This is a genomic window from Oryzobacter faecalis, assembly GCF_046764005.1.
In the GTDB taxonomy this organism is placed as follows: Bacteria; Actinomycetota; Actinomycetes; order Actinomycetales; family Dermatophilaceae; genus Oryzobacter; species Oryzobacter faecalis.
The window spans coordinates 294,994-313,225 of the sequence record NZ_JBKOFW010000003.1; the positions used below are offsets into that span (position 1 = coordinate 294,994).

Here is an 18,232-nt window from a genome sequence, read left to right on the forward strand (position 1 = left end):
ACGGTCTCGGCGAGCGACGGCCACCCTGACGGTGTCGTCAATCGCTCCGGCGTGGCGGGCAGGCCTCGACAGGAGGTTAACCGTCCTCGGCACGCAGACGGCCGGGGCGGGTCGCCGCGTCAGCAGCCATCGTCCTGCTCCGTCCGCACGCGGACGAACGCGCCGACCACTGCCTGCCGCTCGTCGTCGACCGCTCGGGGTCCGGCCCGCGCCAGCCGGCCCGGGCCATCGATGCGCCCTCGCGGCCGGGATCCCCTGCTACCCTCGCTGAAACCATTTAGCAACCAGAGGATCAGACGTGAACCCAGGTGTCGACCCGGCCGGCCGGTCCCCCCGTGACGACGGGCGCCCGGCCCTGCACCTCACCCCCCCGTCGGGGTGGCTCAACGACCCCCACGGGGTCGTCCACCGCGACGGCGTCTACCACCTGTTCCACCAGGCGGTCCCCGACCGGCCCTCGTGGGCGCCGGAGATCAGCTGGGGACACGCCACGTCGACGGACCTCCTCCGGTGGGAGCACCAGGGGACCGCCCTCGTGCCGGCCCCCGACGAGACCGGCTGCTGGACGGGCACCCTCGTCCTCGATGCCGACGGCAAGGCGGTGATCCTCTACAGCTCCACCCGGGGGCCCGACCTCGAGCGTGCTGCGGTCCGCACGGCCGTCCCGGACAGCGACGACTGGCGGCGGTGGACCAGCGGCGACCGGGTGCACCTGCCCCTCGACGACGTGACCCGCGAGCGCATCGCGGTGTTCCGCGACCCCTCGGTGCGGCGTGAAGGCAGCGGCTGGCGGATGGTCGTCGGCGCCGGCTTCACCGACGGCAGCCCCGTGGTGCTGACGTGGCTGTCGGACGACCTGGCGACCTGGACCTACGCGGGCGAGCTCGCCGTGGGAGTACCGCGCAACGACGGCCCCTGGCTCGGCACGGCCTGGGAGTGCCCACACCTCGTCGAGGTCGACGGGCACGAGGTCCTCCTGACCAACTCGTGGATGGACGGCATCACCGGGGAGGCGCTGGCCGCGGTGGGCCGCCTCGAGGACGGCCGGTTCGTCAACTCGCGCTGGACCCAGATCTCGCACGGCGGCGGCCACTACGCGGCGACGGTGTTCCGCGACGCCGAGGACGCACCCTGCGTGATCTTCTGGATCCGCGGCGTCGCCGACCTCGATGCCGGGTGGTCGGGCGCGCTGAGCATCCCCTACCGGCTCGGGGTCGTCGACGGGTCGCTGCGGCTGAGCCCGCACCCGGACGTCGTGGCCGCCGCCGGAGCCGCCGCGGCCGAGGACGGGCTGGTCCTCGTCGACATCGACGCGCTGAGCGGCACGCCGCACGGCCAGGTCGAGGTGACGACCGGCCGGGACGAGGTCATCGTCAACGTGGGAGCCACGCACGTCCGCCTGCCCGCCCACTACGGGGAGGCGGTCGGCGACCTCACCGTCATCCTCGACGGGCCCGTCCTCGAGGTCTGCACGGGAGCGGCTGTTGCGGGATCCCAGCTGTCGCGCTGAGGCGGTCAGGCCAGCGACGCGATGGACCCGCGGACCTGGACCTCCATGGGGACCAGGTGCTGACCCTCGGGGGTGTCCGTGCCGAGCAGCAGCTCCATGGCCCGGCGCCCCATCTGCTCGTAGTCCAGCCGGGCCGTCGTGAGCCCCGGTCGCATGTAGGACGCGATCTCGTCGTCGTCGAACGACGCGATCGAGACGTCCTGGGGCACCTCGAGTCCCGCCTTCTGCAGGGCCTGCTGGGCTCCGAAGGCGATCCGGTCGTTGAGGCAGATGAGGGCCGTGAACGGCGTGCCCGACCGCAACAGCTCGCTCGTGGCGTCGTACCCGTGCCACGGCTCCCACTCCTCGAAGTCGAGGACGGCGACAGGGTCGACCCCGGCGTCCCGCAGCGCGGCGTTGATCCCCTCGAGCCGGAAGGGGATCGTCACGGAGATCCGCGGGTCCGAGCAGGCGATGGGGGCGTTGCCGATGATGGCGATGCGCCGGTGCCCGGCATCGAGGAGGCTCTGCGCGATGGCGCGCCCGGCGACCTCCTCCGCCGGCAGGACCGTGGCCTGGAGCGTGTCGCTCGTGCAGTTGACCCCGACGGTTCGGATCGTGGCCGGGAGGGGGCGCAGGTCGATCTGGCGGGCGGTGAGGGAGCCGAAGGCGATCCCCTCGACCTGCCGGTCGATCATGAACTCGAGGGCGTCCTCGAACCGCTTCGGGTGCTGGCCGGTCTCGGCGATGAGCACCCCGTGGTCGTGCTCGTCGGCCACGTCGAGCAGGCCGCGGATCATCGCGGAGGCGAACCGGGTGACCGTGACCTCGTCGGAGATGAACCCGATGGTGGTCGTGCGCCCCAGGCGGAGCGACCGGGCCGCCGGGTTGGGCCGGTACCGCAGCGCCTCCGCCGCCTCCTGCACCCGCGCGACCGCGTCCTCCGACAGCCGCGACCCCGGGCGGTTGTTGAGGATGAGGCTGACCGCGGTCTTGGACACCCCGGCGCGCGCGGCGACGTCGGCCAGGGTCACGCGCTTGGTCGACATGGGCAGGAGCATAACCGCCGATGAAACGGATTTAGCAAGGGGTTGTCGAAGGCCGCGGGCTCTGCTACGTTCTGCTGAAAGGTTTTAGCAACGGTGCTGGACCTGTCTCAACCGGAGGACGACATGCATCCCACTTCCCGCCGTCGCGGTTCGACGGCTCGTCGCGTCGTGGTCGGCCTGCTCGCCGCCGCACTTCCCGTCTCGCTCGCCGCCTGCGCCAAGGGCGGCTCCAGCGCGTCGTCGGGTGGAGGTGGCGGTGAGCTGACGATGTGGACCCACAACGCCGGCAACAAGGCCGAGCTCGCGGCGATCGAGTCGATCGTCGCCGACTACAACAAGAGCCAGACCAAGTACCAGGTCAAGGTCCAGGCCTTCCCGCAGGACTCCTACAACCAGTCCGTCGTGGCCGCCGCCGCCAGCAAGAAGCTGCCCTGCATCCTCGACATCGACGGGCCCAACGTGCCGAACTGGGCCTGGGCCGGCTACCTCGCCCCGCTCGAGGGCCTCGACTCCACGCTGTCGACCTTCCTGCCCAGCGTCATCGGCAAGTACGAGGGCAAGACCTACTCCTACGGGTACTACGACGTCGCCCTCGTCATGGTCACCCGCAAGTCGATCCTCGACGCCTACGGCATCCGGATCCCCACGATCGACCAGCCGTGGGCGAAGGACGAGTTCACGGCGGCACTGACGAAGATCAAGCAGTCCGGGAAGTACGCCAACCCGCTCGACCTCGCGACGAGCTTCACCGGCGAGTGGTGGCCCTACGCCTACTCGCCGATGCTCCAGAGCTTCGGCGGCGACCTCATCGACCGGAACTCGTACGAGTCGGCCGACGGTGTGCTCAACGGTCCGGAGGCGGTCGAGTGGGCGACCTGGTTCCACGGCCTCGTCGCGGACGGCCTCGCCCCGCTCAAGTCCGGCGCCGACCCGGCCAAGGACTTCATCAACGGCAAGACCGCGATCCTCTACAACGGCACCTGGACGGCCACCGACACCCGGACGGCCTTCAAGGACGACACGCTCTTCCTTCCCCCGCCGGACCTCGGCCAGGGCCCGAAGATCGGCGGCGGCTCGTGGCAGTGGGGCATCTCCGCCAACTGCCAGGACACCGCCGGGGCGCTCGACTACATGAAGTTCGCCGCCCAGGACAAGTACGTCGCCAAGGTCGCCGGGGACACCAAGAACATCCCCGCGACGGACGCCGCCGCTGCCACCGTCGCCGGCTACGGCCCCGACGGCGAGAACCAGATCTTCCTCGAGTACGCGAAGAAGTACGCGGTGCTCCGCCCGGTGACGCCCGGCTACCCGTTCATCGCCACCGAGTTCACCAAGACGGCGCAGGACATCATCAACGGCGCCGACCCCAAGTCAGCACTCGACCAGGCGGTCAAGAACATCGACGCCAACCAGAAGTCGAACGGCTACTTCAAGTAGGCCCACGTCCCACCGACACCGGGTCGCGGGGACGGCGCAGCGACGCCGTCCCCGCGACCGCCCTCATCGGCTCCAACCCGCAAGGAGGTCAACGATGACCACCACCCTCGACCGGCCGCGAAGCGAGACGCGGCAACGAACCGGCACCAAGAAGCGCTCGTCCAGGAACACCGCCCTGCTCATGCTCCTGCCGGCCGCGGTCCTGCTCGTCACGTTCCTGCTCATCCCGATCGGGCTGACCTTCCTCCTGGCGTTCACCGACGCCCGGCTCATCTCACCGCGACCGGCCGAGTTCATCGGCCTGGACAACTTCGCCCGGCTCTTCGAGGACGCGACGTTCTGGAAGTCCCTGCGCAACACCATCCTCTTCGCCGTGGTGATCGTGCCCTTCCAGTCGGCGTGTGCGCTGGGGCTGGCCCTGCTCGTCAACGTCAAGATGCGCGGCGTCAACTTCTTCCGGACGGTGTACTTCCTGCCCGTCGTCACGTCCATGGTCGTCGTGTCCATGCTGTGGCTGTTCATGTACCAGGACCAGGGGCTGATCAACCAGGTGCTCGCCAAGGTCGGCATCGACGGCCCCGACTGGCTCGGCAACCCCAACACGGCACTCATCGCCATCATCCTCATGTCCGCATGGCAGGCCATGGGCTTCCACATGGTCATCTGGCTCTCGGGGCTGCAGACCGTCGCGCCCGAGCTGTACGAGGCCGCCAAGCTCGACGGCGCCAGCACGTGGCAGGAGTTCCGCTACGTGACGTGGCCGGGCCTGCGCCAGACGCGCACCTTCATCCTCATCACCATCACGATCGCCGCGTTCTCGCTGTTCACCCAGGTCAACATCATGACCCAGGGCGGGCCGCTGGACTCGACGTCGACGGTCGTGCTCATGGCCGTGCGCACCGGCTTCCAGCAGCAGCAGACCGGCTACGCGTCGGCGATCTCCCTGGCGTTCTTCGCCCTCGTGCTGGTCGTCACCCTGATCCAGCGCCGACTGACCCGAGAGGACTGATCATGACCACCCTCCCCCACGTCGCGGAGACCGCGGTCGAGCCGGCCCACGTCGCCGGCGAGGACTCCACCTCCCAGCGCTCCTGGCGATTCGGTCTCGGGGTGGCCCTGCGGGTCCTCCTCTGCCTCGTCTTCGGGCTGCCGCTGCTCTTCATGATCGTGTCGAGCTTCAAGCCGGACGCCCAGATCTTCTCCGACCTCGACGGCGTCGGGGCGTTCCTGCCCGTCGGCGACCTGTCGCTGGACAACTACACCGGGGTCTTCGACCGCGTGCCGTTCGCGACGTTCATGCTCAACTCCATCATCATCTCGGTCGTCACCGTCGTCCTCGGCGTCATCGTGAACTCGATGGCGGCATTCGCCCTGGCGCGCATCAAGTTCCGTGGCAGCGGGATCGTCCTGGGCGTCATCCTCGCGACGCTCATCGTCCCCTTCGAGACCCTCGCGCTGCCGCTGCTCTGGTGGTCGAACAAGCTCCCCTTCTGGGGCCCCAACGGGTTCGAGGAGGGATGGCTGGACACCTACCAGGTGCAGATCATCCCGTTCATCGCCAACGCGTTCTCGATCTTCCTCTTCTACCAGTACTTCGACTCGATCCCGAAGGAGCTCGACGAGGCGGCGACGGTCGACGGTGCGGGGTGGTTCCGGATCTACCGCAGCATCGTCATGCCGCTCGCGGGTCCGGCCGTCGCCACGGTGGCCATCCTGACCTTCCTGCCCACCTGGAACCAGTACCTCTGGCCGCTGATGGCGGTGCAGTCCGAGGAGCTGCGTCCGGTCATGGTGGGCATCGACTACTTCAAGCAGCTGAACGTCTCCTGGGGCCAGATCATGGCCTACGCCACGATGATCACCGTCCCCGTCCTCATGCTCTTCGTCGCCTTCCAGCGGGCCTTCATCAACTCGATCGCCTCCAGCGGCGTCAAGGGCTGAACCGTGCTCCGACTGCCCGACGCGTGGGTCTGGGACAGCTGGCTCGTCGACGACGGGTCGACCTACCACCTGTTCTTCCTCTACGCGTCCCGCGCCCTCAAGGACCCCGAGGCCAGGCACCGCCGGGCCTCGGTCGGACACGCGGTCTCCGACGACCTCACCCGCTGGGAGCGGGTGGCCGACGCCCTCGTCCGCAGTGACGCGCCGGCGTTCGACGACCTGGCGATCTGGACGGGATCCGTGGTGCGCCACCCCGACGGACCGTGGTGCATGTTCTACACCGGCGCCACCGTCGACCCCGTCACGGAGCTCGTCGTCCAGACGATCGGGTGCGCCACCTCGCCGGACCTGACGACGTGGACCAAGGACCCCGGGCCCGTCCTGCGGGCGGACCCCCGGTGGTACGAGCTCGCCGAGGACGGGCACTGGCACGACGAGGCGTTCCGTGACCCGTGGGTCGTGGCCGACCCCGGCGGCGAGGGATGGCACATGCTCATCACCGCCCGGTCGGCGGACGGGCCGCCGGGTGCGCCCGACGACACCGTCGACCGCGGCGTGGTCGGGCACGCATGGTCGCCGGACCTCGTCTCGTGGGAGCTGCGCCCGCCGCTCACCGGACCGGGCCAGGGCTTCGGTGAGCTGGAGGTGTTCCAGCTGGCTCGCGTGGCCGGTCGCGACGTCCTCGTCTTCAACGGTCGCCGGGTCGCGAACCCCGCTGGGGCGCAGCTGCGTTCGGCGCCCGACCCCGGTGTCTGGGTCACCGCCGCGCCGTCCGTGACCGGGCCCTTCGACATCGCCGGCGCCCAGCAGCTGACCGACGGCTCGCTGTACGTCGGCAAGTTCATCGACGACCGCGACACCGGCGAGGCCAGGTTCCTCGCCTTCCGCAACGTCGTGGACGGGGAGTTCGTCGGCGAGATCACCGACCCGATGCGGGCGTCCTGGGCCGGTGACCGGCTCGTGCTGTCGACCCTCGACGGCGAGCCCGCGGTCCCGGACGTCGGCTGAGGACGCAGCGCCCGTCGACGCGCGTGCCGTCACCGAGTGACGCACGGCAGCGCGACCAGCCGGACGCCCCCATGGCCACCGCCGGGAGCCGCCGAATGAGGCGACGGCTCCCGGCGGTCCCTTCAGCCGGTTCGCGCAGCCTTCATCAGCCCACGTCCACGAGCGCGAACGACCTCGACGCTCCGGGTGTCCTCGGTCGACCCGGTCTGGTGCTCGTCGGTTCGCGGAGCCGCGGTTGCCCCGACGGGCTCTCGCGGTGGAGGGTGTCGGAATGAGCGAGGGATCGGCTGCGTCGGACAGCACTCCGGTGTTCTTCGTCGCCGGCGGAACCGGGATCTCCGCGGAGACGCTGGGGAACCTCATGCTGGCGCAGTTCCCGTCGGTGGCGTTCCAGCGGCGAAAGTTCCCGTTCGTGACGACGGTGGAACGGGCCCGCGAGGTGCGGGCGGTGTTCGACGAGGCGTGCACGGACTCGGTGACCCCGCTGGTCTTCTCCTCCGTCTCGGACGAGTCGGTCCGGGAGGTGCTGCAGGAGACGCGCGGCGCCTTCATCGACCTGTTCGGGTCCCACCTGCACACCGTGGAGCGGGTGCTGCGCGTCAACGCCACGCACGGTGCCGCGGCCCTGCACGGGTTGGGCGACACGCGGCGGTACGACGCCCGGATGAAGGCCATCGAGTACTCGATGGAGCACGACGACGGGGCGAGCCTTCGGCACCTGGAGGCGGCCGACCTCATCCTCGTGGCGCCGTCGCGGTGCGGGAAGACGCCGACGTCGATGTACCTGGCCCTGCAGCACGGCCTGAAGGTGGCCAACTACCCGCTCGTGGACGAGGACTTCGACACCGGTGACCTGCCGCGGCCGATCCGGGGTCTGGCCGACCGGTGCTTCGGGCTGCTGTCGACCGCGGCGCGGCTGAGCCAGGTGCGGGGGGAGCGCCGGCCCGGGTCGCGCTACGCGTCGCTCGCGCAGTGCAGCTACGAGCTGCGCCGCGCCGAGGCGCTGTACCGGTCCCACCGGATCCCGTCGATCAACTCGGCGTCGATGTCGGTCGAGGAGATGGCGGCCGTCATCATGCAGTCCAGCAAGCTCCCGGGCCTCCTGTGACCCCGGGGACCGAAGCGGCGTCCTCGCCGCCCGTCGAGAAGGAGCAGCCGTGAGCGGCAGCAGTGACAACGTGGCGTGGTTCGCCGACCTCGGGCTCGGCGACGTCGAGTCGGTCGGCGGGAAGAACGCCTCCCTCGGCGAGATGGTGCAGCACCTGGCGAAGGCCGGGGTGCGCGTCCCCGACGGCTTCGCGACGACGGCCGAGGCGTACCGGCGCTTCCTGGCCCACGAGGGGCTGGCCGACCGGGTCAACGCGATGCTCACCGCGCTGGACGTCGAGGACACCCGAGCCCTGGCCGACGTCGGGGGCCGGATCCGCGAGGCGGTCGAGGAGCAGCCGTTCCCGCCCGACCTCGAGGCCGAGATCCGGGAGGCGTACGAGCGGCTCGCCGGCGAGCAGGGGGCGGACGCGAGCTTCGCCGTGCGTTCGAGCGCGACGGCCGAGGACCTGCCGGACGCGTCGTTCGCCGGGCAGCAGGAGACCTTCCTCAACGTGCGCGGCATCGACGCGGTGCTCCTCGCCATCAAGCGTGTCTTCGCCTCGCTCTACAACGACCGCGCGATCGCCTACCGGGTGCACAGCGACTTCGACCACGCCGCGGTCGCGCTGTCGGCGGGCGTGCAGCGCATGGTCCGCTCCGACGTCGGCGCCTCAGGGGTGATGTTCACCATCGACACCGAGTCCGGCTTCCCCGACGCGGTGTTCGTCACGAGCAGCTACGGACTGGGGGAGGCGGTCGTGCAGGGCGCGGTCAACCCCGACGAGTTCTACGTCTACAAGCCCGCACTGGCCGCCGGTCGCCCTGCGATCCTCAAACGGGGCGTGGGCGACAAGGCCACGAAGATGGTCTACACCGACGACGCCGAGGTGGGGCGCACGACCGAGTTCGTCGAGGTCGACCCTGCCGAGCGGCCGCTGCTGTCGCTGACCGATGACGAGGTCACCGAGCTCGCCCGCTACGCGGTGTCCATCGAGGAGCACTACGGCCGGCCGATGGACATCGAGTGGGGGCGCGACGGCCTCGACGGGAAGCTCTACATCCTCCAGGCGCGCCCGGAGACGGTGAAGTCCCGGCAGGGCGGCTCGGTGCTGCAGCGGTACACGATGGTCGAGCGCGGCCCGGTGCTCGCCGAGGGCCGCGCCATCGGCCAGAAGATCGGCGCCGGCCCGGTGCGGGTCCTGGGGTCGGCCGAGCAGATGCACGACTTCGTCCCCGGCGAGGTCCTCGTCGCCGACATGACCGACCCCGACTGGGAGCCGATCATGAAGCGGGCGAGCGCGATCGTCACCAACCGCGGTGGGCGCACCTGCCACGCGGCGATCATCGCCCGCGAGCTCGGCATCCCCGCTGTGGTCGGAACCGGTTCTGCGACAGCCTCACTGGCCGACGGTCAGGAGGTCACCGTCTCGGCGGCCGAGGGGGACACCGGGCGGGTCTATGACGGTCTGCGCGAGTTCACCGTCACCGAGACCGCGCTCGACGACATGCCCGAGATCCCCGTGAGGATCATGATGAACGTCGGCACCCCCGACCAGGCGTTCGAGTTCTCCCGCCTGCCGCACCGCGGGATCGGCCTCGCCCGGCTCGAGTTCATCATCAACCGGCAGATCGGGATCCACCCCCGGGCGCTGCTCGAGCTCGAGGACCAGGAGCCCGGGCTGCGCGCCGAGATCGAGTCGCTCATCACCGCCTACGACAGCCCGCGTGACTTCTTCGTCCGGCGCGTCGCCGAGGGCATCTCGATGCTGGCCGCCGCGTTCGCTCCCGAGCCGGTCATCGTGCGGATGTCGGACTTCAAGTCCAACGAGTACGCCGGCCTCCTCGGGGGCTCGCGGTACGAGCCGCACGAGGAGAACCCGATGATCGGCTACCGGGGCGCCGCCCGGTACCTGTCGGCCGACTTCGCCGAGTGCTTCGCGATGGAGGCCGAGGCGCTGCGCCACGTCCGCGACGAGATGGGCCTGACGAACGTCAAGATCATGATCCCGTTCGTGCGGACCACCGAGGAGGCCGAGGGCGTCATCGACCTCCTCGCCGCGCACGGGCTGCGCCGGGGGGAGAACGACCTGCAGGTCGTCATGATGTGCGAGGTCCCCTCCAACGCCGTCCTCGCCGACGCCTTCCTCGACCACTTCGACGGGTTCTCCATCGGGTCCAACGACCTCACCCAGCTGACCCTCGGCCTGGACCGCGACTCCGCCCTCGTCGCCGGCGGGTTCGACGAGCGCAACCCGGCCGTCAAGCGGATGCTCTCGATGGCCATCGAGGCCTGCCGTGCCCGCGGCAAGTACGTCGGCATCTGCGGCCAGGGGCCCTCCGACCACCCCGACCTCGCCGAGTGGCTGCTCGACCAGGGCATCGAGTCCATGTCCCTCAACCCCGACACCGTCGTCGAGACCTGGCTGCGCCTCGCGAAGCACACGAGGGACGCCCGGGGCGAGGAGCGCTCCGACGCACGTGGAGCCGGACCGACCTGACCCACCGAGGGGTCGCGCGTCACGGCCGAGCGGCCTCCCCGGGCGTGCCCACGACGCCGGCCGGGGTCCAGCGCCTGACCGCGGACTCGGCCCGGCTGCTGACCAGGTGGATCCGGCAGGCCTCGATGGCCGCCTCGGCGTCGCGGTCGCGCAGTGCGGTGAGGATGGCCTGGTGCTCGGCGTTCATCCCGCGGACGTCGCCGTGCTGGCTCAGCATCCAACGCAGCCGTCCGGCGACCGGCTCGATGACCGACTCGAGGATGCGGCTGGCGGACTCCGCCACGAGGAGCTCGTGGAAGCGGGCGTTCTCGCGGACCGCCGTCGCGACCTCGCCGGCGTCGATGGCCGCGGTCGTCGCGTCGACCACCGCCTGGAGCCGGTCCAGCCCGTCGTCGTCGAGGGTCCGGACCAGGCGCCGGCACAGGACGTCCTCCAGGGCAGTCCGCACCTCGTAGAGGGTCTCGAGGTCGTCATCGCTGAGTCGGCGCACCACCATCCCACCGGTGGGGCGCTCCTCGGCGAGGCCTTCGCGTTCCAGGAGGCGCAACGCCTCCCGGACGGGGACCCGCGACACCTCCAGCCGACTCGCCAGCTGCCGTTCGACGAGCCGGCTCCCCGGCGGCAGCTCGCCCGAGATGACGAGCTCGCGGATGGCGTCGCGCACGCCCTCGCGCAGCGCCCCCGGATGTTTCCGGTCGGTAGCCATTGCCCCACCCCTCTCTTTTGGTATACCACTTAGGTATACCAAAAGGTCGACGCGGCGCCACCCGCCGCGCCGCGTCCTACCGAACACGAGGAGCCCCCCATGTGCCTGCACGACCACGACGCCGCCGTCGTCCACCCCGCGCCCGGTGTCGTCCGGCGCAACGTCCTGGCCGGGGCCGCGGCGCTCGCCGGCCTGTCCACCGCGAGCGTCCTCGGGGCACCGGCGGCCGAGGCGGCGTCGGGCGACGCGCCCCCGGCGCCGCGCTACCACGGTCGCCCGGCGCGTCCCGGGGCCCTGCTGATCGTCGGCGGGACCATGCTCGACCCGCTGACCGGCCACGTCACGCCCGACGCCGTCGTCGTCCTCGACGAGGGCGTCGTCGCAGCAGCCGGGACGCGCGACGAGACCCGTGCCGCGGTGGCCCGGGTGGCCGGACGGGCGCAGACCATCGAGGTCCACGGCAGGTGGGTGCTCCCGGGTCTGGTCGACGTCCACGTCCACGTCAACGCGCTCGCCGACGCGAGGGCGGTGTTGCGGGCCGGGGCGACCACCGTGCGCAGCGGGTCGTCCTCGTTCTACCAGGACGTCGCCCTCCGACCGCTCGTCGACTGGGCGCCCGGGTCGGTGCCGCGGATGCGCGCGGCCGGGGTGTTCGTCTCGCCGCAGCTGGGCGACACGGTGCTCGCCGATCCCGCCCTCGCGCCGCTGGCCGCCCTCGCGGGCGGGGTCCGCTCGACCTCGGACCTGGCCTACCTGACCCGGGTCAACCTCTCCCGGGGGGTCGACGTCGTCAAGACACGGGCCAACCCGCGCGCCGGCCTGCCCGAGCAGGACCCGACCGAGCTCGTCTACGACCGCGAGCAGATCGCCGCCGTCGTCTCGGCCGCCCGGGGGCGGGGTGTGCTGTGCCACGCCTACAGCGAGGCCGGCATCGACGGCGCCGTCCGGGCCGGGGTCCGCAGCATCGAGCACGGTGTGTTCGTCGGTGACTCCACCATCGACCTCATGGCCCGGCGGGGCACCTTCTTCACGCCGACCACCGCGGCGATCGTGGGCCTGAGCGAGTCGCCCAACCCGGTCCTCGCCGCGCGCGGCCGCGAGTACGTCCCGGTCCTGCAGGCGGCGATCCGCGAGGCCCACGCGCGCGGTGTCACGGTCGTGGCCGGGACCGACTCCTTCGGGACGGACGTCGACCCGATCGGGGTCGAGGTGCGCCTGCTCATCGAGGCCGGGCTGCCCCGGCTCGACGCGGTCCGCGCCGCGACCACCCACGCGGCGTCCCTGCTCGGGCTCACGGGCCAGGTGGGCCGTCTCTCCCGAGGTCACCGGGCCGACGTCGTCGTCGTCGACACGGACCCGCTGCAGGACGACCGTGCCCTCGAGCGGGTCTCCCTCGTGGTGGCCCAGGGCGTCGTCGCCCGCAACGAGCTCTGACGGCGGCCGCCTCGGGGCCGGTCAACCTGCGAGGAGCAGGCCCTCCGGGAGGGCCTCGAGCCTGCGTGTCAGCGATGGCGGGGGCGGGACGTCGCTGACCACCCCGGAGATGGCGTCCCACCCGCAGAGCAGCACCGGGGCGGAGGCAGCGAACTTGCTCTCGTCCACGAGGAGGACGGTGCGCTGCGCGATCGACATGAGGGCGAGCTTGGTGGGCCGCTCGTGGTCGGTGGAGACGTAGATGCCGTGCTCGTCGGCGGCGGCTGCGCCGAGGAAGAGGGTGTCGACGCGCAGGCCCCGCATGGACTCCACTGTCCGGGGCCCGATGAAGGCCTGGCTGTCGAGGAGGAGCTCGCCCCCCAGGCCAACGAGCCGGCTCATGCCGCGGGCCAGCGCCAACTGCATGACCGGCACCGAGTGCGTGACGACGGTGCCCCGGAAGTCCTCGGGGAGGGCTTGCATCGCGGCGTAGGTGGTCGTGCCGGCGTCGATGGCGACGGTGGCCGACGGTGACAGCGAGCGGGCTGCCACCATGCCGATGGCCTGTTTGCCGGGCGCGTGCTCGTGCGCGCGGCTCGTGAACGCCGGGGAGTGGAGGGCGGGGCGCAGGCCGCTGACGCCGCCGTGCACGACGCGGACGCGGCCCTCGCCGGCCAGCTTGCGCAGGTCCCGCCGGATCGTCATGTCCGACACCCCGAGGCGCCGGGTCAGCTCGGTCACGGAGACGAAACCGGCGTGCTCGACGCTCTCGAGGATGCGGCGGCGCCGCTCGGGGGCCGAGCCCCCGGGCTCGAGGTCGGGCGTCTTGGGAGGTCCGGGCACCGTCCCAGCATAACGGGAGACAATCGACATCAAGGTGTTGACTTTCCAACATCTAGAGATAAGATTGCAACATCGTCAAGCGATCGGTGCAAAGGAGTACTGAGCGGATGGTCCACGGTCAAGGCGTCGAAGCGGTCTTCGTCGGAGTGGCGACACTGGACGCCATCGCGCTCGTCCCGAGCTTCCCGCACCCCGACGAGAGGGTCGTGGCCGACGAGGTCGTCTACGCCGGTGGGGGTCCGGCCGCCACCTCCGCCGTGGTCGCGGCGCGCCACGGCGTCCGCGCTGCCTTCGTCGGGACCGTCGGGGACGACGCCAACGGTCGCGCGGTGCTCGCGGGCCTGGAGGCCGAGGGCGTCGACGTCTCCGGCGTGACCGTCGTCGCCGACGCGGCGACGGCGGCGAGCGTCGTCGTGGTCGACCGCACCCGGGGGACCCGTGCCATCTGCAACCGGCCGGCGCCGCGCCTGGACATCACGCGGGGCGCGGCCCTCATCGCGCGGGCGCCCGTCGTCCACGTGGACCACGCCGGCTGGGAGCCGGTGCACCGCTCCGGCCTCGTCCAGGCCGGGCAGCTGCTCTCGGTCGACGCGGGCAACGACATCCCCGGCTTCGATGCCCGCGGTGTCGGCCTGCACGTCCCCACGGTCGAGGCGCTCGCCCGCCGCCATGGCGCCGGGCGCAGCGTCGAGGACCTCCTCGCGGCGTCGCTCGCGGAGGGCTGCGACACCGTCGTGGCGACCGACGGGTCGCGCGGTTCGTACGCGCTCACCTCGACCGGCCGCTCGGCCCACGCCCCCGCGCACCGCGTGGAGGTCCTCAGCACCCTCGGCGCCGGGGATGTCTTCCACGGCGCCCTCGTCACCGCCGTCGTCCGCGATCTCCCGCTCGAGGAGCAGCTGGCCTACGCCAACGTGACCGCCGCCCTCTCGTGCCGCGGCCTCGACGGAAGGTCGCGAATCCCGGACCTGGCGGAAGTGCTCGAGGCACTCACCCCGGCCCCCGACCCTCAGGGGTCGTGAACCACCCACCCTGCCCCCGGCCGTCCGAACCGTGTCCGCAGCGACCCAGAACCCAGGAGAACCGATGACCGACCCCACCACCGCGACCACGCCCGCCACGCGACACGGGCTCGAGGCCGTGGCGCGCCCCGGTGGCGGCTTCGCCATGCTGGCCGTCGACCAGCGCGAGGCCATGCGGGCGATGTTCGCCGAGCACCAGAGCGCGCCCGTCACCGACGAGCAGCTCACCGACTTCAAGGTCGCCGCCACGCGCGTCCTCACCCCCCACGCGTCCGCGGTGCTCGTCGACAAGCAGTTCGCCTTCGACGCCGTCGTCGACTCCGGGGCGGTCGCCCCGTCCTGCGGCCTCATCGCGGCTGCCGACCACTTCATCGCCGGCAACGGCGAGTTCGTCACCGCCGTCGAGATCGACCGCGCCGTCGACCCGGCCGCGGTGCGTGACCAGGGTGCGGTCGCGATGAAGCTCCTCGTCATCCACCGCCCTGACGAAGCGGCCTCCGGCCGCATCGAGATGGTCGAGGAGTTCGTCGACCGGTGCCGCGCCGCCGGGCTCGTCAGCATCATCGAGCCCGTGGCGAAGGCTCCGCGCGGCGGAGGGGCATGGGACTGGGACACCTGCGTCGTCGAGGCCGCTCGCGAGCTCGGCTCGCTGGGCGCAGACCTCTACAAGGCCGAGGTGCCGCGCAAGGGCCAGGGCGACGAGGACGAGATCCGGCGCGCGTGCGCCGAGATCACCGCGGCGGTGTCCTCCCCCTGGGTCGTCCTCTCTTCGGGCGTGCCCGCCGAGCTCTTCCCGCGCGCCGTCGAGCTCGCCTGCCGCGAGGGCGCCTCGGGCTTCCTCGCCGGCCGTGCCGTCTGGGCCTCCGTCATCGGCAGCGCCGACCTCGAGCGCGACCTCCACGAGGTCTCCGTGCCGCGCCTGCAGCGCCTCGGCGAGCTCGTCGACGAGCTGGTTCGGCGATGACGTCGCTCGCCGCCGCCCCGCGGGTCGTCGTCGTCGCCACCGCCAGGCCCACCTTCCGGGTCGACGTCGCCGAACGGCTGGCCACAGAGGCACGCGCGCTCCTCACCGAGCTCGGTGCCGAGGTCACCGGTCCCGAGGGCCTCGTCATGACCCCCGAGGACGTCGCCGCCGCCAAGCCCTTCCTCGCGGTGCCCGCCGACCTCGTCGTCAACGTCTGCGCCTCCTTCTCCGACGCGACCCCGGCCCTCGAGCTCTACGGCGAGCTCGACCAGCCCGTGCTGCTGTGGTCCTTCCGCGAGCCCGGGCCGGTGGGTGACCGGCTGTGGCTGAACTCCATGTGCGGCGCCAACCTCTTCGGCCACGCCCTCGTCGTGCACGCCGGCAGGGCCCCCCGGCTCGTCCACGGCGACCCCCACGAGGAGGGGACCCGCCGCACCCTCGAGGCCGCGCTCCGGGGTCGGCTGCCCGAGGTCGTCCCGGCACCCACGGCAACCGGCCCGCGGGCCGACCGGACCGCCGCCGAGGCCGTCCTCGCCTCGCTCGCGGGGCGCCGGCTGGGCCTCGTCGGGGACGCGCCCCCGGGGTTCACGCCCAGCCAGTACGACGGTGACCTCGTGGCGCGGCTGTTCGGAGTCGAGGTCGAGCAGATCACCGTCGACGACATGTTCTCCCGGGTCGCAGACGTCGACGCGGACGACGCGACGAGCGAGCACGGCCAGGCCCTGGAGGCCCAGCCCAGCCTGGGCACGGTCGACCAGGGACAGGCGCTCACCTCCGCGCGGATCACCACCGCGATGCGTGGCTGGCGCGACGGCCGGGACCTGTCGGGGATGGCGATCCGGTGCTGGCCGGAGTTCCCGACCCAGCTCGGCGCCTGCCCGTGCTCGTCCCTGTCCCGTGTGGCCGACGAGGGCACCCCCACCGCGTGCGAGCGCGACGTCTACGGGGCCGTGACCATGCTCCTCATGGAGGCGGCCGGTTCCGGCACGACCTACCTCGTCGACACCGTCGAGCTCGACGCCGACCGCGACGTCGTGCGGCTCTGGCACTGCGGCGCAGCCGCGACCTCGCTCGCCGCCGACCCCGCGGAGGCGACCCAGACGACCCACTGCAACCGCAAGCTCGGCGTGGCCGGCAACTTCCCCCTGCGCACCGGACCGGTGTGCATGGCCCGGCTCACCGAGGACCCCTCCCGCCCGGGACACCTCCGACTGCTCCTCGCCGCCGGCGAGTCCGTCGCGGAGCCCAACCGCTTCCAGGGCAACACGGCCGCCGTCCGGCTCGCCACCGACGCGACCACCTTCGTCACCGGCCTCGTGACCGGTGGCTTTCCCCACCACACGGTGCTCGCGTGGTCCGACGTCCGTCCGCAGCTGCGGGCCGTCGCGGACCTCGTCGGGATCCCCGTCGTGGACTGGGGTCTTCCCTCAGGAACCGAAGGAGACAACGATGTCTGACCAGTTCTCGATCGACCGCCGCCGCTTCCTCCATGGCCTCGGCGCCCTCGGCCTCGGCGGGGCGCTCTCGGCCTGCGTCGGGCCCACCATCACCACCGGGGGCGCGAGCGGCGCCGCGACCACGGCCGCCGACGCCCTCGCCCCCGTGTCGGCCGAGAAGGCCACCGGCACCGTCTCCTTCGCGCACTGGCGCGCCGAGGACAAGGCGGTCTTCGACACCCTCATCGCCGCCTTCCGCAAGGAGAACCCCGAGGCCGACGTCATCCAGGACATCGCCCCGTCGAACGACTACCAGAGCACCGCCCTGCAGAAGATCAGGGGCGGCAAGATCGGCACGGCCTTCGTCGCGTTCCGCGGCGCCCAGTTCGTCGCGATGAACAAGGCCGGCCTCTACGCCGGGCTGGGGTCCCAGCCCTTCATCGACGGCTACTTCGCCGAGCTGATCAAGGCCGGTCAGGCACCGAACCGCGCCCAGATGGGCCTGCCCTACCAGCTGGTCTTCAACATGCCCCTCTTCAACGAGGACGCCTTCGAGTCCGCCGGGGTCAGCGAGCTTCCCGGTGACTGGGACGGCTTCCTCGCCCTGTGCGAGACCCTCAAGGGCAAGGGGCTGACCCCCATCGCCTGGCCCGGCGGCGAGCCGGCCAACGCGGGCCAGCTCATCAACTCGATGGTCATGAACAACATGCCGAACGACACGGCCTTCGCCGACATCGAGGCCGGCGCCGCCAAGGCCACCGACGACTGGTTCCTCGGCACGCTCAAGCAGTACCAGCAGCTGACGCCGTACTTCGGGTCGAACTCCACGGGCACGAGCTCGGAGCCGCTGCAGCAGCTGTTCGCCAGCGGCAAGGCCGGGATGCTCGCGACGGGCTCGTTCCACATCAGCGCGGTGCGCAAGCTCGGTGCCGAGTTCCCCATCGGTCTCATCGCGCCGATCACCGTGTCGGCCGACCGCGCCAGGTACGAGGGCATCTACAACGCGACGTTCATCCTCGGGGTCAACACCGCCGGCACGGGTCAGGCGGCCGCCCTCAAGTGGCTGGAGTTCCTCTCCGACCCGGTCAACGCGGCGGTGTACGCCAACGGGACTGCCCAGCACGTCACCGTCAAGGACGTCGAGTACACCAACGCCGACCTCAAGCACAACGCGCCGTGGCTGGAGAAGAAGACGATGCTGGCGCCGCGCTTCCAGTTCAACGACCTCGACATCCGGGCCGCCGTGGAGGCCGCGTGCGTCGCGGTCGTCTCGGGAACCTCGCCCGAGCAGGCGGCCGACGAGGCCCAGGGCATCATCGACCAGAAGCTGCGCTGAC

The 18,232-nt window shown here is 71.6% G+C and carries 15 protein-coding genes; 12 read left to right on the plus strand and 3 right to left on the minus strand.

Annotated features, from left to right (window positions below; translation table 11 throughout):
* Positions 1–298: 298 nt before the first annotated feature.
* Positions 299–1,510 carry a glycoside hydrolase family 32 protein gene (locus tag ACK8HX_RS08095; RefSeq protein ID WP_411940168.1) on the plus strand — a complete coding sequence of 404 codons (1,212 nt, stop codon included), beginning with the start codon at positions 299–301 and terminating at the stop codon, positions 1,508–1,510.
* Between the two features lie 5 nt (positions 1,511–1,515).
* Here ACK8HX_RS08095 and ACK8HX_RS08100 read toward each other — a convergent pair whose 3' ends face one another.
* Positions 1,516–2,538: a LacI family DNA-binding transcriptional regulator gene (locus ACK8HX_RS08100; RefSeq protein ID WP_411940169.1), complete on the minus strand. Its 1,023-nt coding sequence runs from the start codon at positions 2,536–2,538 to the stop codon at positions 1,516–1,518.
* A gap of 168 nt (positions 2,539–2,706) precedes the next feature.
* Here ACK8HX_RS08100 and ACK8HX_RS08105 point away from each other — a divergent pair, with 168 nt between their 5' ends.
* The 6 genes from ACK8HX_RS08105 (at position 2,707) to ppsA (ending at position 10,511) form a co-directional block, all read left to right on the plus strand.
* A complete protein-coding gene (locus ACK8HX_RS08105) occupies positions 2,707–3,975 on the plus strand; it encodes an ABC transporter substrate-binding protein (protein WP_411940170.1) in 1,269 nt (422 codons plus the stop codon).
* A gap of 94 nt (positions 3,976–4,069) precedes the next feature.
* A complete protein-coding gene (locus ACK8HX_RS08110; protein WP_411940171.1) occupies positions 4,070–4,984 on the plus strand; it encodes a carbohydrate ABC transporter permease in 915 nt (304 codons plus the stop codon).
* 2 nt (positions 4,985–4,986) lie between these two features.
* Positions 4,987–5,916: a carbohydrate ABC transporter permease gene (locus ACK8HX_RS08115; RefSeq protein WP_411940172.1), complete on the plus strand. Its 930-nt coding sequence runs from the start codon at positions 4,987–4,989 to the stop codon at positions 5,914–5,916.
* A gap of 3 nt (positions 5,917–5,919) precedes the next feature.
* A complete protein-coding gene (locus tag ACK8HX_RS08120) occupies positions 5,920–6,924 on the plus strand; it encodes a glycoside hydrolase family protein (RefSeq protein WP_411940173.1) in 1,005 nt (334 codons plus the stop codon).
* 271 nt (positions 6,925–7,195) lie between these two features.
* Positions 7,196–8,032, plus strand: a complete 837-nt coding sequence (locus ACK8HX_RS08125; RefSeq protein WP_411940174.1) for a pyruvate, water dikinase regulatory protein — start codon at positions 7,196–7,198, stop codon at positions 8,030–8,032.
* Positions 8,033–8,081: 49 nt separating this feature from the next.
* Positions 8,082–10,511, plus strand: a complete 2,430-nt coding sequence (gene ppsA / locus ACK8HX_RS08130) for a phosphoenolpyruvate synthase (protein ID WP_411940175.1) — start codon at positions 8,082–8,084, stop codon at positions 10,509–10,511.
* A gap of 19 nt (positions 10,512–10,530) precedes the next feature.
* Here ppsA and ACK8HX_RS08135 read toward each other — a convergent pair whose 3' ends face one another.
* A complete protein-coding gene (locus ACK8HX_RS08135) occupies positions 10,531–11,217 on the minus strand; it encodes a GntR family transcriptional regulator (protein ID WP_411940176.1) in 687 nt (228 codons plus the stop codon).
* A 99-nt stretch (positions 11,218–11,316) separates the two neighbouring features.
* Between ACK8HX_RS08135 and ACK8HX_RS08140 the strand changes: the two genes are divergently transcribed.
* Complete coding sequence (locus ACK8HX_RS08140; RefSeq protein WP_411940177.1) at positions 11,317–12,651, plus strand: amidohydrolase family protein; 1,335 nt, start codon at positions 11,317–11,319, stop codon at positions 12,649–12,651.
* A gap of 21 nt (positions 12,652–12,672) precedes the next feature.
* On the opposite strand, the gene ACK8HX_RS08145 is transcribed toward ACK8HX_RS08140, so the two are convergent.
* The gene (locus ACK8HX_RS08145) at positions 12,673–13,473 is read right to left on the minus strand and encodes a DeoR/GlpR family DNA-binding transcription regulator (protein WP_411940178.1); all 801 of its coding nucleotides are present in this window, start codon (positions 13,471–13,473) and stop codon (positions 12,673–12,675) included.
* A 107-nt stretch (positions 13,474–13,580) separates the two neighbouring features.
* Here ACK8HX_RS08145 and ACK8HX_RS08150 point away from each other — a divergent pair, with 107 nt between their 5' ends.
* The 4 genes from ACK8HX_RS08150 to ACK8HX_RS08165 all read left to right on the plus strand — a co-directional run bounded on the left by ACK8HX_RS08150 (position 13,581) and on the right by ACK8HX_RS08165 (position 18,231).
* Positions 13,581–14,495, plus strand: a complete 915-nt coding sequence (locus ACK8HX_RS08150; RefSeq protein WP_411940179.1) for a PfkB family carbohydrate kinase — start codon at positions 13,581–13,583, stop codon at positions 14,493–14,495.
* A 64-nt stretch (positions 14,496–14,559) separates the two neighbouring features.
* Entirely contained in the window at positions 14,560–15,459 is a 900-nt protein-coding gene (locus tag ACK8HX_RS08155; RefSeq protein WP_411940180.1) for an aldolase, read from the plus strand.
* A complete protein-coding gene (locus ACK8HX_RS08160; RefSeq protein ID WP_411940181.1) occupies positions 15,456–16,916 on the plus strand; it encodes a hypothetical protein in 1,461 nt (486 codons plus the stop codon). The genes ACK8HX_RS08155 and ACK8HX_RS08160 overlap by 4 nt, the downstream gene beginning before the upstream one ends.
* Positions 16,909–18,231: an ABC transporter substrate-binding protein gene (locus ACK8HX_RS08165; RefSeq protein ID WP_411940182.1), complete on the plus strand. Its 1,323-nt coding sequence runs from the start codon at positions 16,909–16,911 to the stop codon at positions 18,229–18,231. Before ACK8HX_RS08160 ends, ACK8HX_RS08165 begins: the two co-directional genes overlap by 8 nt.
* The last annotated feature ends 1 nt before the right edge of the window (position 18,232 follow it).

Bases quoted from the DNA above. Each gene is read 5' to 3' on its own strand.
- ACK8HX_RS08100 (WP_411940169.1), bottom strand. From the start codon at position 2,538: ATGTCGACCAAGCGCGTGACCCTGGCCGACGTCGCCGCGCGCGCCGGG.
- ACK8HX_RS08110 (WP_411940171.1), top strand. From the start codon at position 4,070: ATGACCACCACCCTCGACCGGCCGCGAAGCGAGACGCGGCAACGAACC.
- ACK8HX_RS08115 (WP_411940172.1), top strand. From the start codon at position 4,987: ATGACCACCCTCCCCCACGTCGCGGAGACCGCGGTCGAGCCGGCCCAC.
- ACK8HX_RS08125 (WP_411940174.1), top strand. From the start codon at position 7,196: ATGAGCGAGGGATCGGCTGCGTCGGACAGCACTCCGGTGTTCTTCGTC.
- ACK8HX_RS08135 (WP_411940176.1), bottom strand. From the start codon at position 11,217: ATGGCTACCGACCGGAAACATCCGGGGGCGCTGCGCGAGGGCGTGCGC.
- ACK8HX_RS08140 (WP_411940177.1), top strand. From the start codon at position 11,317: ATGTGCCTGCACGACCACGACGCCGCCGTCGTCCACCCCGCGCCCGGT.
- ACK8HX_RS08150 (WP_411940179.1), top strand. From the start codon at position 13,581: ATGGTCCACGGTCAAGGCGTCGAAGCGGTCTTCGTCGGAGTGGCGACA.
- ACK8HX_RS08155 (WP_411940180.1), top strand. From the start codon at position 14,560: ATGACCGACCCCACCACCGCGACCACGCCCGCCACGCGACACGGGCTC.
- ACK8HX_RS08160 (WP_411940181.1), top strand. From the start codon at position 15,456: ATGACGTCGCTCGCCGCCGCCCCGCGGGTCGTCGTCGTCGCCACCGCC.
- ACK8HX_RS08165 (WP_411940182.1), top strand. From the start codon at position 16,909: ATGTCTGACCAGTTCTCGATCGACCGCCGCCGCTTCCTCCATGGCCTC.